Source organism: Trueperella bernardiae, assembly GCF_030246965.1.
Classification (GTDB): Bacteria; Actinomycetota; Actinomycetes; order Actinomycetales; family Actinomycetaceae; genus Trueperella; species Trueperella bernardiae.
On the sequence record NZ_CP127099.1, the window covers coordinates 51,558 to 66,291 of the forward strand.

Annotated in this window: 19 protein-coding genes; 6 read left to right on the forward strand and 13 right to left on the reverse strand. The window is 62.4% G+C overall.

What is annotated here, in order from left to right; genetic code table 11:
• Nucleotides 1-7: 7 nt before the first annotated feature.
• From QPC17_RS00230 to QPC17_RS00285, 12 genes are all read right to left on the reverse strand, one after another.
• The gene (locus QPC17_RS00230) at nt 8-835 is read right to left on the reverse strand and encodes a hypothetical protein (RefSeq protein WP_285347324.1); all 828 of its coding nucleotides are present in this window, start codon (nt 833-835) and stop codon (nt 8-10) included.
• 397 nt (nt 836-1,232) lie between these two features.
• On the reverse strand, nt 1,233-1,541 hold the full coding sequence (locus QPC17_RS00235) for a helix-turn-helix transcriptional regulator (RefSeq protein WP_285347325.1): 309 nt from the start codon (nt 1,539-1,541) through the stop codon (nt 1,233-1,235).
• A 93-nt stretch (nt 1,542-1,634) separates the two neighbouring features.
• The gene (locus QPC17_RS00240) at nt 1,635-2,072 is read right to left on the reverse strand and encodes a hypothetical protein (protein WP_285347326.1); all 438 of its coding nucleotides are present in this window, start codon (nt 2,070-2,072) and stop codon (nt 1,635-1,637) included.
• An 80-nt stretch (nt 2,073-2,152) separates the two neighbouring features.
• A complete protein-coding gene (locus QPC17_RS00245; protein ID WP_285347327.1) occupies nt 2,153-3,196 on the reverse strand; it encodes a C40 family peptidase in 1,044 nt (347 codons plus the stop codon).
• The gene (locus QPC17_RS00250) at nt 3,193-3,591 is read right to left on the reverse strand and encodes a glutaredoxin family protein (RefSeq protein ID WP_285347328.1); all 399 of its coding nucleotides are present in this window, start codon (nt 3,589-3,591) and stop codon (nt 3,193-3,195) included. Before QPC17_RS00250 ends, QPC17_RS00245 begins: the two co-directional genes overlap by 4 nt.
• A 91-nt stretch (nt 3,592-3,682) precedes the next feature.
• Complete coding sequence (locus QPC17_RS00255; RefSeq protein WP_285347329.1) at nt 3,683-5,662, reverse strand: coiled-coil domain-containing protein; 1,980 nt, start codon at nt 5,660-5,662, stop codon at nt 3,683-3,685.
• A gap of 21 nt (nt 5,663-5,683) precedes the next feature.
• Nucleotides 5,684-6,301: a hypothetical protein gene (locus QPC17_RS00260; protein WP_251769703.1), complete on the reverse strand. Its 618-nt coding sequence runs from the start codon at nt 6,299-6,301 to the stop codon at nt 5,684-5,686.
• Nucleotides 6,302-6,606: 305 nt separating this feature from the next.
• Nucleotides 6,607-6,933: a hypothetical protein gene (locus tag QPC17_RS00265; protein ID WP_285347330.1), complete on the reverse strand. Its 327-nt coding sequence runs from the start codon at nt 6,931-6,933 to the stop codon at nt 6,607-6,609.
• Nucleotides 6,930-7,217 carry a hypothetical protein gene (locus tag QPC17_RS00270; protein ID WP_285347331.1) on the reverse strand — a complete coding sequence of 96 codons (288 nt, stop codon included), beginning with the start codon at nt 7,215-7,217 and terminating at the stop codon, nt 6,930-6,932. Before QPC17_RS00270 ends, QPC17_RS00265 begins: the two co-directional genes overlap by 4 nt.
• A gap of 4 nt (nt 7,218-7,221) precedes the next feature.
• Nucleotides 7,222-8,040: a ParA family protein gene (locus QPC17_RS00275; protein WP_285347332.1), complete on the reverse strand. Its 819-nt coding sequence runs from the start codon at nt 8,038-8,040 to the stop codon at nt 7,222-7,224.
• A complete protein-coding gene (locus tag QPC17_RS00280) occupies nt 8,021-8,272 on the reverse strand; it encodes a hypothetical protein (protein ID WP_251769699.1) in 252 nt (83 codons plus the stop codon). Before QPC17_RS00280 ends, QPC17_RS00275 begins: the two co-directional genes overlap by 20 nt.
• 15 nt (nt 8,273-8,287) lie before the next feature.
• Nucleotides 8,288-9,214: a tyrosine-type recombinase/integrase gene (locus QPC17_RS00285; RefSeq protein ID WP_285347333.1), complete on the reverse strand. Its 927-nt coding sequence runs from the start codon at nt 9,212-9,214 to the stop codon at nt 8,288-8,290.
• Between the two features lie 64 nt (nt 9,215-9,278).
• On the opposite strand from QPC17_RS00285, the gene QPC17_RS00290 reads away from it, so the two are divergent.
• Nucleotides 9,279-9,428: a hypothetical protein gene (locus tag QPC17_RS00290; RefSeq protein ID WP_179853723.1), complete on the forward strand. Its 150-nt coding sequence runs from the start codon at nt 9,279-9,281 to the stop codon at nt 9,426-9,428.
• 176 nt (nt 9,429-9,604) lie between these two features.
• Here QPC17_RS00290 and QPC17_RS00295 read toward each other — a convergent pair whose 3' ends face one another.
• Nucleotides 9,605-10,273: a uracil-DNA glycosylase gene (locus QPC17_RS00295; RefSeq protein WP_062614144.1), complete on the reverse strand. Its 669-nt coding sequence runs from the start codon at nt 10,271-10,273 to the stop codon at nt 9,605-9,607.
• A 109-nt stretch (nt 10,274-10,382) separates the two neighbouring features.
• Here QPC17_RS00295 and QPC17_RS00300 point away from each other — a divergent pair, with 109 nt between their 5' ends.
• The 5 genes from QPC17_RS00300 to QPC17_RS00320 all read left to right on the forward strand — a co-directional run bounded on the left by QPC17_RS00300 (nt 10,383) and on the right by QPC17_RS00320 (nt 14,704).
• Nucleotides 10,383-11,087 (forward strand): ABC transporter ATP-binding protein, encoded by a 705-nt coding sequence (locus tag QPC17_RS00300; RefSeq protein ID WP_062614143.1) that lies wholly within the window; start codon nt 10,383-10,385, stop codon nt 11,085-11,087.
• 10 nt (nt 11,088-11,097) lie between these two features.
• Nucleotides 11,098-12,114, forward strand: coding sequence for a COG1361 S-layer family protein (locus QPC17_RS00305; protein WP_068539094.1), 1,017 nt, complete (start codon nt 11,098-11,100; stop codon nt 12,112-12,114).
• Nucleotides 12,115-13,476, forward strand: coding sequence for an ABC transporter permease (locus QPC17_RS00310; protein ID WP_251769697.1), 1,362 nt, complete (start codon nt 12,115-12,117; stop codon nt 13,474-13,476).
• A gap of 135 nt (nt 13,477-13,611) precedes the next feature.
• Nucleotides 13,612-14,007 carry a DUF3263 domain-containing protein gene (locus QPC17_RS00315; protein WP_068539096.1) on the forward strand — a complete coding sequence of 132 codons (396 nt, stop codon included), beginning with the start codon at nt 13,612-13,614 and terminating at the stop codon, nt 14,005-14,007.
• A gap of 106 nt (nt 14,008-14,113) precedes the next feature.
• A complete protein-coding gene (locus QPC17_RS00320; protein WP_068539098.1) occupies nt 14,114-14,704 on the forward strand; it encodes a LytR C-terminal domain-containing protein in 591 nt (196 codons plus the stop codon).
• The last annotated feature ends 30 nt before the right edge of the window (nt 14,705-14,734 follow it).

The window sequence follows — 14,734 nt, forward strand, 5'->3', positions numbered from 1 at the left end:
CGAGCTCTTAATCCACGAGGACGAGCCCCGTCGGGATGCTGTCGAACAGTTCGTCGAGTGTGTCCGGCCCTGGCCCCTTCAGCTCCAGGATCTCGGTTGCCCAGGGGAACATCAGGCACTCGGGATTCTTCTCCACTGCCCACCTCATCTGGATCGCTGCCGACCACAGCATCATCTCGAACGTCTGCCAGCTGAGCAGGCTCGGTTCGTGTGACCAGATCGATGGGATCGCCTGATCCCAGTCGTTGGTCATCAGGTCGTTCTTCAGGCTGGCTAGATCCGGGTAGTACGCGTTGAGGTAGTGAAACGTCTCCCGTTGGCAAAAGGAGTCCTCCACGTCGCTGATCAGATCCCAGGTCGAGCCCAGCTTCTGCTTGAACATGTGTTCGTGCAGATGTGGAATGATCGTCTCCTCGATCCACTTGAGCATGCGCGCCTTGGTTTCCTCGATCTCCTCCGGGTCCTCCGCGTCCCAGACCATCCATTCCTCCGGGTAGAACCATTTTGCCTTCGTCAGTGCTTGCCAGCGGTTCTCCATCGAGAAGAACGACGCGATCTTCGGAGGTAGATCCTGAGTCAGCCAAAACTCCCTCGACCAGTCCGGGGTTCGGGCTTCGATCTCCTCGCTCAGTTGTGCCCAGGCGACCTCGCGCCCCAGGCTCATCGCTCGGCTCTGACGCTGAACCTCCTCGATGTAGCTGGGCCCGGTCGGCGTCGTTGCCAGGTAGTCCACTGTCACCTGTGAAGCGGTGGTCTCCATCTGCTCGTGAACCTGGCTGATCTGGTTTCCTTCCAGGCCGGGGAGCGCTTGTTGAATCTCGTTGCGGGTGATCATTGTCCGTCCTTGTCGTTGTTGGGATAAGAGCATCAAGTGTGAAGAGGGAAAGTTGGTCATCATGAACAGTGCGTTTGCGAGCCACGGGAATGTCCTTTCAAAGAATCTGACACCCCTTATGTGGCTTGTGCATTGCACTAGTAGTAGCTGTACCGGCGACGTCGCTGTTCGCCAGGAAGCTGCGTCCTTGCCATGAGCAGTAGCGGGATGAGTACGATCGTGCACAGAACAAAAGTGCGCCAGAATCCGCCCCACAGCCCGTATCGGCAGGTGAGTAAGAACAAGATCATGGAAAAGATCAGTGACAGTAGTGGGCCGTTAAACGACGGCATAACCGCCAGGATAAAGACAATTCCACCAGCAATAGGGTGGCCTTGACGTTCCACGGTGAACCTCCTTAACTGGTGATATCTATTCCAGCACCGCCCAGCGACAATTCTGGACGCCTAGCCCAAAACCGTGCGGCCGCACCCCATGGCGTGTCAGGTGCCTGCCTGCCAGAGCGAATCGCGTGCACATCTGCCAGGAAGTACCCAAACACCTCCTTCAGCCGGTAGGCCTCCTCCTCTGACAGCTCCGCATAGCCACGCTCGAGCTTGTGCAACTGCGGCTGGGAAACGCCCATCAACATAGCCAGATCCATCTGAGACAAGCCTAGAGCGGCGCGATACTCGACAATCTTTACTCCGTCGGATCGTTGATTCATCTGTCTCCTCACTACCCGCCTCACCTTTAGGTAATAATATTATTATCGTAAGGTTGGTGGTTGTCAAGTGGTTGCGAGGTGGTGGTGTGGGTGTTATCGGGTGGTGGCGATGTCGCTGATGCGGTAGGTGTGATCGGCTTGTTGTTGAAGGGTGAAGGTGTAGTAGGTGGTGATAGTGCCGGCGGCGGTGTTTGTGGCGGTGGCTAGTCGGTCGAGGGTGAAGGTGGTGGCGGCGGCGGGGTCGTAGTTATCCATGTAGAGGCGCTCAACGGTGACGGTTGTTGACACGTTGGCTGATATCGTGAGGTTCCAATAGCGGTCGGGTTTAGCCGGTGAGGTTGAAAACGTGTCAAAGATGGATTGGGTGAGGTAGGGTGCGGCGCGGCTGATCTGGTCGCGTGGGCTCGTGTCGGATGCGTCAATACAGGTCAGGTAGTAAGCGGTTGCATCGGCAACTGCTTCGGCGTCACTGGTGTCAGGAGGTTCGGTGACGCACGCTGGCGCGGCTGGCAGTGCTGGTGTGGCCGGCACGGCTGGCGTTGTGGGCGGTGCTGGTGGTGGGGTGCTACAGGCGGCTAGTGTGAGGATGGCTAGCGTGGTTAGTGGCTTTTTCATGGGGTTCCTACTCTGACGGCTTGGGGTAGGAGGCGCTCGGTGGCCTCATAATAGGTCAGTGGATGGATGGCGATGCCGGCGTCGGGTGAGGCGTCAATGAATGAGTTGTTGCCAATGTAGATAGCGACGTGGGTGATGTAGTCGACCGATTCAGGGGTGGCCCGGTTTTGGAAGAAGAGGATGTCACCGGGGGCGAGGCTGGCCGGATCGGATGAGACGACCTGGCCGCCGTACTCGCTGGCGCGAGCAAGTATGGCGTATTCGCATTTGGAGGTTGCCCAGGGGTTGCCGGGCACTGACATGGGTAGGTCGATGCCGGCGGCGTTAAGGAAGGCTTGTTGGACCAGTCCGCAACAGTCATAGCAGGCTGGTCCGAAGCTCCCGCATCCAGGGCCGTTTGCGTGGCCGCGGTAGGGTTTGCCGATTTGGGATTGTGCCCAGGCGATGACGTCTGCGCGTCCGCCCGTGGGCGCGGCTGCGGTTGCGTAGGTGGTGGCGGCTAGGTTGAGGATACGGGCGATGTAGGTTTGGGTTTCCCTGTAGGGCGGAATACCCCCGTAGGTTTGCACGGCTCCCATTCCGGCGTTGTAGCCGGCCAGAGCGAGCTCGACGACGTCTCCGGTAGCGGTGCCGGCTTCGATGAGGGCGCGGGCGGCAGCGGCGTTGTCGCACATGAGCTGGCCTTGGGAGTAGATGGCGTCGGCGGGATTGAGGATGTCAATGTTGCCGTCCCCGTTCCCGTCACGGCCAGCTGTGGCCCACGTGGAGGGCATGAACTGTGCAATTCCTTGCGCGCCTGCGGGTGAGACGGCGTCGGGGTTCCAGCCAGATTCAGCATCGATCTGAGCGGCGATGATCGCGGGGGTGATCTCGGGACAGATGGAGCCAGCGCGGGCAACATCCTGCTGGTACTGGGCCGGAACGGCGCTGGGTGCGCCGGCAAAGGCCGCACTCGATGCGTCCCCTTCAGTGAGTAGCAGCACGATACCAAGCGGCAGTGCGGTGAGAACGATGACGAGCAGAGCAAGGTGCTTGTTCATCGGCTACGAGACTCAGTCTTGTGTGGGCGTGGCACGCTGGGCGTGGCGGGCTCGCTTGTGGGTGCGGGTGCGGTGTTGAGTGCACCGAAGGCTCGGGTGAGAGCTTTGATGCGATCAACCTGGTAGCCGGAAAAGCGCTCTTGGTCGTATTCGACGATGGGCACAGAGGTGAACCCGGCCGCCCGCATTTCCTCAATCATTTGCGGATCATTGGAAAGATCGGTGACAGTGTAGGGGACGCCGGCGGCATCGAGGCGGCGTTTGGTGGCTTGGCATTGGACACAGTCAGGCTTGGTGTAGATCTTGATCTCGGGCTGGGCGCGGTTGGCCGGCCCGCTGTCACGGAGATCGAGCCCGGCATTGGTGACATCGATCGTAACCTTGTTCGCTTCCATTGGTTGCCTCCTTGCTAGGTTGATGGGGGACCTTCACCAGGTATGTGCCCGGTGCCGTGCACACGCGAGTGGTGGGTGCACGGCACCGGGGTTAGAAAGTGGTGATGGTTCCGGAATTGACTAGGCCGTCGGCATTGACGACCCATGTGTGGGTGCCGGCTGGCACGGTGGCTGTGCCAGTGAAGGTTGCGCTTCCGTTGATCTGGCGTGTGCCCATCGGGATACTGACACCGCCAACCGTGGCAGTGACAGTGACACTCATCGGACCTGACGTTGTCACCGTTGCGTTAATGGTCACCGAGCTACCGGACGAAGAGACGGCCGCGCTCAGGTTCGTCACGTGTCCTGGCACGGGTGCCGGTTCGGGCACTTGTGTCGGGGTTGGCGTGGGGGCGGCCGGCGACGGTGCTGGTGCGGGAGCAGGATCTGGATCAGGGACGACCTGCGGTTGCGGTGTCCCGGTAGGCTCTGGCGTGGGCTCACCGGAAGGCTCTTCGGTCGGTGATTCTTCTTCCTCATCCTCGCTTGGGCTTGGGGTCGGGCTGGGTGTGGTTGTCGGTGTCGGCTGCGGCGGTGCTGGATCGGGCACGCTCGTGACCGATGAAGGCTGTGGTGCGGGCTCGTCCGTGGCGAAGAGCGCCCTGATCGCGAACAGTGCCACAGTAGCAACCAGCAGTGCTGTGATCACAAGAATGAGGCCGTGGCGGCGTCTGTCACCCTCCTTATCGTCCGCTTCACGCGCCCGCGCGGCCCTACCCGCACCAGGGTCGGACTGGGCGGGTGCGGCAAGGGTTGGAATATCAGCTTTGAGGGAGCGAATGGTGGACTGGGCGCGCTCAAGACGCGCGGTGAGGTCGCTGACCTGCTCGGCCATGTTGTGCCGGTCAGCTTGTTCGGTGGCCAGGTGGGTCTCGAGGTCGTGGATGCGGGTCAGGCGTTCGTCAGCTAGCGCCGTGACCTGTTCAAGGTCGGTCGCAAGCTGATCGGCACGGCTCGTGGCCTGATCAAGTTCAGCATGAGCCTGAGCCAGACCACCGTCAGCATCGCTAGCAGCATGGCGTAGCTCGCTGATGGTGGCCTGTAGTTCGCTGGTTGTCGCCTGAGCCTGCTCGACCTCACGTCGAGTACTGGCGACCAGATCCACCTGCACGCTCAGTTCCCGCTCGTGCTCGGCACGCTCAGTGACGAGCTGGGCTTGAAGATCCTCAATACGCTGGTCACGCTCGGCGAGGGAGTCGCGGTGGGTGGACGTGGCAGCGTCAAGGGTGTCGGTGAGCTCGTGGAGGCGACCCTCGAGCTCGGTTTGACGGGTTGCACCGTCCTCGATAGCTTGACGCGCAACAGAAAGCTGGCTGTGGGCCTGGCGTGCCTGGCCGCGTTCGTGCTCGAGTTCAGCGTGAGCCTGATTGAGTTGGTCTAGGACGTTGGCAAGCTCGGCGTTCTTCTGGGCAAGACGAGTATCACGGTCAGCGAGTTGGTTTTCGAGTTCCTGGATGCGGGCGTGTTGTTCATCGGCCACGGCCTGGACCTTGGCGAGGTCACTGGCAAGGTCAGTGGCGCGCCTGGTGGCGTTATCCCGCTCGGTGAGGGTCTGTGCCAGCTTACTTCCAGCCTCGCTAGCGACCTGGCCTGCCTTGTCGAGATCACCTCGAAGTTGGTCGGCCTGTGTTTGAGCCTGATCAGCTTCACGCCGGGTAGAGGCGAGAAGATCAGCTTGGAGACGTAGGGCGTGCTCGTGCTCGCCTCGCTCGCTAGCTAGCTGCCCTTGAAGAGCCTCAATACGCTCCTCGTGTGCGAGTATCGTTGCTCGGGCGCTGTCCAGGTCCTCTTTGAGACGTGATTGATCTGCGCGTGTGTGAGTCGGGCCTGGATCGTGATCGACAGGCGCTGGCACTGCGGGCGGTGCTGGCGTTGCTGGTGAGAGGTAGTCGGTCACCGGTATGCGCTGCCCATCAATCGACAGTGTGCGGTCGGGATGAAGGATAGCTGGGCTTGCCCCTTCACGGTTAATGGTGATCTCAGTCGTGCCCAGCAGGGAAAGAGCCGACTGGAGCTGGTCAGTAAACGTCATGAACGTCCTCCGTGAGTTCATTTAACGGATCTTGTTAGGCCAGGTGAAAGTGGCATACTGCCAGTCGCCGTCTTCATCGACGATCTGGTCGATCGTGACACGGACGGGTTTGCCTGACTTCTTGACAACCGGAACTGTGGTGCCAGGGGTGAGGTTGGTGCCGCGGATGAGGTAGCCGTCCCCGTGCGGGTTCGAGGCGAAGGTGATCAGGTCGTCGTTGGGGGTGTCGGCCCACTCGAATCGGGCCGTGACGAGGTTGTCGTCGATGTCGATGATGTCGGCCACGATCACGGTGCGGGTATCGCCGGCCTTGGTGGTCACTTCGACTTCCTCACCCTGGGCAAGGTCAAGACCGCGGATAGCCCATTCACCCTCACCGAGGGAGTGGAAGATAACGGTGCCGTCAGCAATGACAGCAGGGTCGGGATGGTTGGCCCACTCAAAGGTTGCAGTGTCCACACCATGGTTGGTCTCAAGGATCTGGCCGACAATGACGTCGCGTGCCTCCCCGTCGCGGGTGTAGACGATGACCGTCTCGCCGGGGGTGAGGTTTACTCCTTCGATCGCCCACTGGGTGTTGTCGAGTCGACGGAAGATGATGTTGCCTTCATCAAGGGAGGCTGGCTGGCCAGTTTTCATGGTGGTGTCCTTTCGAATGGTCAAAGTCCAAACAGTTTCTGAGTTGCCGCGCTCGTTCGGGCGGCGGTGGTCGGTTGCCGTAATCAGTCCCATCGCTTTGAGATCTGAGCGGCGTCGGCGGTAGTAGTATCGGTTGCCCGCGTATGGCCAGTGCTGTTCTAGTGCGTGGCGTTCGAGCTCGGAGTCAGTCATGTCACCATGGGTGGTGAACGCTGTCAGGATCCGCTGGCGTTCACGCGCCAGGTGTTGAAGAGCCTCGGCGGCTTGCACTGACGTTGGTGGGTCTGTGCGTCGAGCGTGGGCATTCACTGGAAGGGCCCTTGCGGGACGATCCCGGCGGCTACCGGCTCATAGGGGCGGCCGTTATTGTGGTCGGCCTCGTTGTGCTCGACCGCCTCGGCCAGATGCGCGCAGGCCCACGCAGATAGGGAGCGGTGCTCGCCACCGGCCGCTAGGTCACGCAGGTAGGCGGCACGGATACGGCCGAGCAAGTCAGCATCGATACGAATCGTGAACTTCTTTAAGCTGGCAGTGCCGGTAGCGCTGGCGGTGCTGGCAGTGCCGGTGATGATGGGGTTAGCGATGGCGGCCTTGGACAGGGCGTCGAGTGCGGCGTGAGGAGTGGTCTTCATTGGTTGTCCTTTGCTAGTTGATCAAGGTAGGCCAAGAGGCGTTTGACTTCGCGTGCGGTGGTGGTCAGTCGGGTGTGGGCGGGGATGATGTGCTCAGGGGCAACGAGGACGTCGTCGAGTAGTTCTCGGATATCGGAATCAAACAAACGGTCTTCGAGTAGCATGGATGCGGCGCTGAGGTAGGTCAGTGCGTTGAGGCAGTCGGCTTTCATGAGCTTGTGGTAGATGTGGCCGTGGTCAGGATCAGCTAAGAGTTTGCGAGACTGCTTTTGTGAGACGCTCATGGTGTTACTTGTCTTCCTCACTGGTGATGTGGATGGTGCTGGCCGTGCTGGCGGGGCCGGCAGTGCCGGTGATGATGGTCATTGTCTGGGTCAGTGCGGTGTCAATCAGCGGGTCAAGGGTGGCCTTGATCGGACTGTGTGCGGTGGCGGCGTGAGCAACTGCCTCGCGTTCGGGTACGTAAGCGTCGATGAGATAGGAGCCGAACGCGCTTTGGAGGGTCTCATGCCAGGCCTGGCGGTCGGTGCGGTCTGGACGATGGGCGTTCAGTAGGATTCCGGCCAAATACAGGCTGGAGTTGTAGTAGGAGCGGCAAGCAGCGATCGTGGAGATCATTTCGCTGACACCATCGACAGCGGCTTCGCGTGCGGTGGTCACGATCAGGGCGGTGTCCGCCGCCACGAGCGCGTTGGTGGTCAGCACGCCGAGGGATGGTGGGCAGTCAATGATGATGTGGGCATAGTCCTCGATCAGCGGCCGCAAAGCGGTCTTAAGGCGGTATTCACGGCCTATGCCCACGTCCTCCTGCCGGGAGGCTAGAAGTCGGTCAGCGGGAAGGATATCGACCTCACCCCACTGGGTTGGGGCGGTGACGATAGCCTGGTAGACCACGGTCGGGTCCTGCCCTGCGGCGATCGCGGCCATGACATCGTTCAGGGTCAGTGCCTGGGGTGCAAGATCCAAGCCGAGAGTGGTCGTGGCATTACCTTGAGGGTCAGCATCGACAACCAAGATCGTGCCCTGGCCACAGAGTCGGTGGGCGAGGTTGGTGGCGATGGTGGTTTTACCTACCCCACCTTTCTGGTTACATACCGCGATGATCATTTTTGGCCTCCATGTCCTTGTTCCATGCAGTGATGATTGGGGTCGTGGCGAGCTCGTCCATTGTGGGCTTGCGGCCATGTTGGGTTTGGAATTGTTCTGACGCTGCGCGCATGGCGGCTTGTGCGAATTGGGAAGATAGATGCCCGTCGGTGTCGTCGATCAGGTGAAGAACGTCAGATACATACATGACCATGCGGTGGTCTTCGGTGAAATAGATATGTGGCTGTTTCATGGTGTTTCCTTTCAATTAACGATCAGTGCCAGTAGTGCTGGCACTGCTGGCGGCGTTGCCGGTGCGGGCGTTGCCGGCAGTGCCTGCGGTGCTGGCGGTGCTGGTGGTGTTCATAGTGAAAACGGGTAGAAGATTGGTTGCCGTAGCTTCCTGGTCCTGGGACACCCGCGTGTAAAGCGCAGTGGTCTGGATTGACTCGTGACGGAGTAGCTCTTGGACGACGCGGATATCCGCACCGTGGCGAAGAAGCTCAGTGCCGTATGAATGGCGGAGCTGGTGGGCGCGGATGTTGACCCCAATTCGTTCAAAGGCGCGTTTGATGGTTTGGCCTACTGATTTCGGTTCGACGTGTCCGCCGCCGGGTGCGGGGAACCAGTAGCCGTGCCGTGGCATGGTGGCGAAGATGGGGATGAGGTCGTCGTGGATGGGAATGATGGCGATCTGTCCGCCCTTGCCTTCCACTGTCATTTGACGGGTGAGAAGATCAACGTCCTGGCCTTGGATTTTGGCGATCTCGGAAATGCGTAGGCCACAGTTGAACGCCAGGTGGATCATGCAACGGGTTTTCTTCCGTAGTGGGAGTTCAAGCACGGCAGAGATGTATTCGATCGGAATCGGTCGCGGCCGATATTTGGGCCGCTTCGGGGCGTGCATACCCAACAACGGATTATCGCTACGCCTCCCGCTGATCTCCATCCACCGAAATAAGGCACGTAGATGAGTAAAGTAGCACCACTTCGTGACCGAGCTAGGTAGGCCGCTGATCCACTGTGCGATTTGGTCAGCGGTGATCGTTTCCGGGGTGGTGCCCAGATCGCGGCAGATCGCGGTTGCGACTCGTGTGCGCTCTCTGATCGTGCGCTCGCTCAAGGATTGTGCTCTCATCGCCGTCTTCCATCTACTGATGGTGAGTGATGTCTGGTAATTCGTTTGAGTGCTCATTTTCCAAGGTTCTCCCATGGTGAGAGCGGGAGTCTCGCGGAAGTGGGCATGGAGACGAAAGCACGTGAAGAGCGCGGATTACCAGCGCTACCAGCAGTGCTGGCGCGGCTGGCACTTGCGGCAGTGCTGGCACGTGGGCAAAAAGAATAAGGAGGAGCAGGGCCTGGTCATGGTCGGCGTTGACGGTGACCAATACCTCGGTTTTGGCTCGTAAAGCGAAGGTCGTCAGTTCGAGTCTGACAGGGGGCTCTCCCAAGGCTCCGGAACCCACCAGGGCCGGGGCCTTTGCTGTTCTGGTCGAGTCCATGGTCGTGAACCTGAGGCCCACCAGGCCAAAATAGCAACCGGCAGCCGGTATATTCACGACTCCTGTCGAACGCGCTCTGTCCCTTACTCCAGCCGCCAGTCGATCGGCTCCGCGCCCTGCTCCACGAGCAGGGCGTTCGCGCGCGAGAACGGCTTGGAGCCGAAGAAGCCCCGGGTGGCGGACAACGGCGAGGGGTGGGCGGAGGTGATCCTCGGCGTCGTGCGAAGCAGGGGCGTCAGCTCTTGGGCCTGCCGGCCCCACAGGATCGCTACGAGCGGCTGGTCGCGCTGGGCGAGCACGCGGATGGCGTGGTCGGTGATTGCCTCCCAGCCTTTGCCCCGGTGTGACGCCGGCGCACCCGGCCGCACGCTCAGCACCCTGTTGAGTAGCATGACGCCGTGCTCGCACCACGGGGTGAGGTCGCCGTGGGAGGCGGGAGCGATGCCGAGGTCGTCGCTCAGCTCTCGGTAGATGTTCGCCAGCGACCTCGGGAGCGGGCTGACCTGCCTGTCCACCGCGAAGCTCAACCCGATGGGGTGTCCGGGCGTGGGATAGGGGTCCTGGCCTACGATTAGAACCCGCACCTGGCTCAGCGGGTAGGAAAACGCGCGCAGTACGTTCTTCCCGGCGGGCAGGTAGCCGTGCCCGGCGTCGTTCTCGGCGCGCAGGAAGTCCCCCATCGCGTGGATGTTGGCCTCTACCGGCGCCATCGCCTCGGCCCATTCGGGATCCATGACGTCGCTCAAACTCATGCCTTTAACCTACACCGCCCACATCCTGATATCCGCCCTGCGGCGGACATCGGGGAGCTCGCACCTCGAATAGAATCGGCTTAATAATGCCGGCGAGGAAGCTAGGTTCGTGGTAGAAGAAATAGCAGTACGCACAAACGACCTGTCAAAGTTGTACAAGGTAGGCCGTTCGCACGTCGTCGCCCTCAACCAGGTCAACCTTGAGATTAAGAAGGGTACGTTCGTGGCCGTGGTCGGCACGTCCGGCTCGGGCAAGTCCACGCTGCTCAACATGCTCGCGGGCCTGGAGCCGCCGTCGGCGGGGAGCGTGGAGGTGGCCGGGTGCCGGATCGACAAGATGAGCCAGGCCGAGCTGGCCGCGTTCCGCCGCGACCACGTGGGTTTCGTCTTCCAGTCGTTCAACCTCATGCAGGAAATGACGGCGCTGGACAACGTGGCCCTGCCGCTCACTTTCCGAGGGATGGGCAAGGCGGAGCGGCGCAAGCGGGCCGCCCGGGCGCTCACCACGCTGGGCCTGGGCACGCACCTGAATCACAAGCCGAGCCAGATGTCGGGCGGTGAGCAGCAGCGTGTCGGCATTGCGCGCGCGCTCGTGTCCAACCCGGAGATTGTCTTCGCGGACGAGCCCACCGGCAACCTCGATTCCCACACCGCCGCCGCCACGCTTGACCTGTTTCGCCGCCTCATCGCGCACTACCACCAGACGTGGATCATGGTCACCCACGATCGGCACCTGGCCAGCTACGCGGACGTCATCGTTTCGATTGGCGACGGCCGCATCCAAGACATCACGCACACCAACCATATGGACTGAGGAGACACCCGTGAAACGCTTCAGCACCCTTTTGGCCTTCCTAACGTTGCTTTTCGCAGGCCTCATCGTTCCCGCCGCCAGCGCGGATACGGCAGATGCCCCCGAGCCGGGCGACGCGCCGACGGCCGACGCCCCGGTCCAGACCGGCAAGTCCACCCCGCGTCTCATGGTGGAGGGCTTTACTACCACGCCGAAGCCCGTGGTGGCAGGCAGCGATTTCGACATCGTCTTCACCGTCCGCAACACCTCCGCTACGGCCCGTGTGCAGAACATCAAGTTCTCCCTGTCGGCCGAGGGCGGGTTGCTGCCGCGCTCGGGGTCGGCGTCGGTGTACCTGGCCAAGCTCGGCCCGCGCGAGTCGGTGGACGTCACCATGTACTACACGTCCCTGCCCACGCTTGAGGACAGGCCCTACCCGCTCACCCTCACGATCGAGTATGAGGACGCGGATTTCACGGCCCTGACCTCCACTGAGACCGTGGCGGTCGTGGTCAGCCAGCCGGCCCGTGTGGAGACGTCGGTGCCGCAGGTGACGCCCGAGATGCTCACCCTCGGCGGCGAGGGTTCGATCGTGTTCACCGTGAACAACCTGGGCAAGTCCGCGATCTCGAACGTCAAGGCTTCCATCAAGGAGGGACAGGCGATCACGGGGCAGGAGGCCTACGTGGGCAACATCGCCGCGGGTTCCACTGCGAACGTTGACATGATCGTCCGAGCCGAGGACGTCACTGAGGGGCCCATCACTCTCGTCCTCACTTACGAAAACTCCGAGGGGGAGACGGCCAGCATCGAGCGCGAGGTGCCCGTCACCGTCATCGAAATGATTCCCGAGGATGGCCCCATCGCTCCCGGGGACATCGACGAAGAGGAGTCCACGATCCCGTGGGGTCCGATCGCGATTGGTGCGTTGGTGTTGATCGGCGTCGTGATCGTGGCGGTGATGGCCGTGCGTCGTCATCGGAAGAAGAAGGACGTCGAGGACGAGGCGGACGCGCTGAGCCTCCTGGATAGCGACGGCCTGATCTAAATGCGCTTTACCGACATCCTCGCATCGGCGGTGGCGTCACTACGACGCCGGCCGTTGCGTACCGTCCTGACCTCGACGGGCGTGGTGATCGGCACGATGGCCGTGGTGGTGATGATTTCGCTCGGTGTCGGGCTGGCGCGGCAGAACGAGGTGAGCGCCAACAGTCCGTCGGTGCGGCAGGTGAGCGTGCAGTCGCCGCCGCGGGCCGAGCGGGGTAAGCCCGCGCCGAAGATGGACGACGCGCTTGCCCGGTCGCTGGCCGGTTTCGAGGGCGTGGAGGCCGTGTTTCCGGTGTATGCCGTGGACATGAAGATGAAGGCGGCGGGTATGGAGGAGTACCTCCAGATCCGCGCCATTCCGTCCGACGGTTTCGAGAAGCTGGGCTATGAGCTGGCCTGGGGCGCGGCGCCCGTGCACGGCGGCACCGTGCAGTTGCTTGCGGGTGGCAAGGCCAACCAGTCGTGGGACCCGCGCACTGGCGAGTCGAAGGAGATCGACCTCCAGGGCCGCACCTACTTCCTTACGGTGGAAACCGAGGGCGGCATGGCCTACGAGATGGCGGAGCCGCAACCGGCGCCGAGCGAGGGTTCGAGCGAGGGTTCTGGGGGCTCGGGTGAGGGCACGACGTCGGTCGCGCCGCCGCGTCCGATCCTCGCCACCGTTTCGGGGCAGCTGTACGAGGAGCCGCAGGTGTGGTCGATGATATCGTCGTCGTACTTCGCCGACCTCGACACGTTGGTGGCGGCCCTGAAGAAGTCGATCTCCACCGAGAAGCTACCCGGCCAGGAGAGCGCGAACGCCAAGCCGGGGCGCAACTTCATTTACAACGAGTTCATCGTCATGGCCAAGGACGCCGACGCCGCCCTCAGCCTTTCCGAGGAGTTGCGCGATTCGGGTTACGGGGCTTACTCGGAGGCCGAGTGGATTCTCGAGGCGAAGAAGACGGCGGCGCGCATCCAGGCGGCGCTCGGCGGAATCGGCGCGATCTCGATGCTTGTGGCCGCGATCGGCATCGCGAACACGATGCTCATGAGTGTGTATGAGCGCCAGCGCGACATCGGTGTGATGAAGGTAATCGGCGCCTCGATGCGGGACATCCGGAGGCTGTTCCTCGTGGAATCCTCCTCGATCGGCTTCCTTGGTGGCGTGATTGGGATCGTGCTCAGCTACGTGCTGTCGGCGGTCATCAACACGTTGGCCTCCTCGCCCGACCAACAAGGTGGCGGCATCTCCCAGATCCCGCCGCTGCTGGCGGTGGCGGCGGTTGCGGGCGCGACCTTCATCGCGATGGCGTCGGGCATGGTGCCCGCGCGCCGGGCCATGAGGCTCAGTCCGCTGGCGGCGATGACGGCACAGCGCTAACGGCTGGGCCGGGACTGGCGCACCAATCCTTCCTGTTTGCGGCGTCTTTCTGACATCCGCGACGGCAATTTGCTATCGCGCGTGTCGGAAAGGCGTCACAAATTATTGTCGGAGGGGCGCGCTAGAGTGGTGGGCATGGACGACGAGCTGACAGAGGTGGAGCGTTCGATCCTCGACATCGAACGCGGTTGGTGGCGGATGGCCCCTACCCGGGAGCAGGCCATCCAGCGTCAGCTGGGGATGACGGCGTCGAAGTACTACCTGGTCCTGTCGCGGATGCTCGACGAGCCGCGGGTGTGGACTGCTGATCCCGCGCTTGTGGACCGGCTGCGGCGCTTGCGCGACTCGCGCCTGACCGAGCGCGGCCTTGACTTGCCGGAGGTGCCGGCCCCTCATGCGCCGCGCGGGGGAGGGCCCGAGGTGGGTGACGGGTCTGACTTGGGTGACGGTGAGTCCGGCGGTGAGGGCGAGGCGGGTGGCCAGAGCGGGCAGGACAGCCAGGGCGCACTCGAGCTCGACGGGCGCGATTAGGCCGCAGATAGGACTGGGGGCGCCGACGAGGCGCGGGCGGCTCGGCCGCGAGCCGAAACACAGCCCGGAATCTCGATTCGGTGCCGATTCCCTGTAAACTTGCCCCGTGGCCACTACATATCCTGAAGACGAATTCGACCGACTCGCCGCCGAGCGCAAGACGATCGGCGGCCACCGCCAGCCTCCGAGTGCTCGCCCGTGGATCATCGGGATCGTCGCGGTCTTGGTGCTTGCCCCCTTGCTGGGCATCGGCATTGGGAAGTTGGTTGCGGGGTCGGACTCGCCGCGGGTGGAGACGACGTCGTCGGCGCCTGCCCAGGAGACCACGGAGCCGGAGGCTACGGAGACCAGCGCCGCGCCCACCGAGGAGCCGAGCGCCACGGAGGAGCCCAGCGCCACCGAAGAGCCGGCGGCTGAGCCGAATCTGAGTCAGCGGGTGCTCGTGCTCAACGGCCGCGGGACCGCGGGCTTTGCCGGGCAGCAGTCGGCGATCCTGCAGGAGGCTGGGTTTACGAACCTCAACGTGGCCGATTACAAGGGTGGGGCTGAGCCGACCGAGTCCACCGTGTATTACAGCGGCGCCGAACATAAGGGCACCGCGACGAAGGTAGCTGAGACCCTTGGGTTTGCGAACGTCGTGGAGGATGCGGCGGTGACGGGGCAGTACCAGACGGAGGTTGTCGTCGTCGCGAGGTAGCACCTCGGGCGGCGCATGCGGAGCCTCACG

What these genes read in the sequence shown, in the direction of transcription:
- QPC17_RS00230 (WP_285347324.1), bottom strand. Translation starts at nt 835, where the DNA reads ATGATCACCCGCAACGAGATTCAACAAGCGCTCCCCGGCCTGGAAGGA.
- QPC17_RS00235 (WP_285347325.1), bottom strand. Translation starts at nt 1,541, where the DNA reads ATGAATCAACGATCCGACGGAGTAAAGATTGTCGAGTATCGCGCCGCT.
- QPC17_RS00245 (WP_285347327.1), bottom strand. Translation starts at nt 3,196, where the DNA reads ATGAACAAGCACCTTGCTCTGCTCGTCATCGTTCTCACCGCACTGCCG.
- QPC17_RS00250 (WP_285347328.1), bottom strand. Translation starts at nt 3,591, where the DNA reads ATGGAAGCGAACAAGGTTACGATCGATGTCACCAATGCCGGGCTCGAT.
- QPC17_RS00255 (WP_285347329.1), bottom strand. Translation starts at nt 5,662, where the DNA reads ATGACGTTTACTGACCAGCTCCAGTCGGCTCTTTCCCTGCTGGGCACG.
- QPC17_RS00260 (WP_251769703.1), bottom strand. Translation starts at nt 6,301, where the DNA reads ATGAAAACTGGCCAGCCAGCCTCCCTTGATGAAGGCAACATCATCTTC.
- QPC17_RS00265 (WP_285347330.1), bottom strand. Translation starts at nt 6,933, where the DNA reads ATGAAGACCACTCCTCACGCCGCACTCGACGCCCTGTCCAAGGCCGCC.
- QPC17_RS00270 (WP_285347331.1), bottom strand. Translation starts at nt 7,217, where the DNA reads ATGAGCGTCTCACAAAAGCAGTCTCGCAAACTCTTAGCTGATCCTGAC.
- QPC17_RS00275 (WP_285347332.1), bottom strand. Translation starts at nt 8,040, where the DNA reads ATGATCATCGCGGTATGTAACCAGAAAGGTGGGGTAGGTAAAACCACC.
- QPC17_RS00280 (WP_251769699.1), bottom strand. Translation starts at nt 8,272, where the DNA reads ATGAAACAGCCACATATCTATTTCACCGAAGACCACCGCATGGTCATG.
- QPC17_RS00285 (WP_285347333.1), bottom strand. Translation starts at nt 9,214, where the DNA reads ATGAGCACTCAAACGAATTACCAGACATCACTCACCATCAGTAGATGG.
- QPC17_RS00295 (WP_062614144.1), bottom strand. Translation starts at nt 10,273, where the DNA reads ATGAGTTTGAGCGACGTCATGGATCCCGAATGGGCCGAGGCGATGGCG.
- QPC17_RS00310 (WP_251769697.1), top strand. Translation starts at nt 12,115, where the DNA reads ATGCGCTTTACCGACATCCTCGCATCGGCGGTGGCGTCACTACGACGC.
- QPC17_RS00315 (WP_068539096.1), top strand. Translation starts at nt 13,612, where the DNA reads ATGGACGACGAGCTGACAGAGGTGGAGCGTTCGATCCTCGACATCGAA.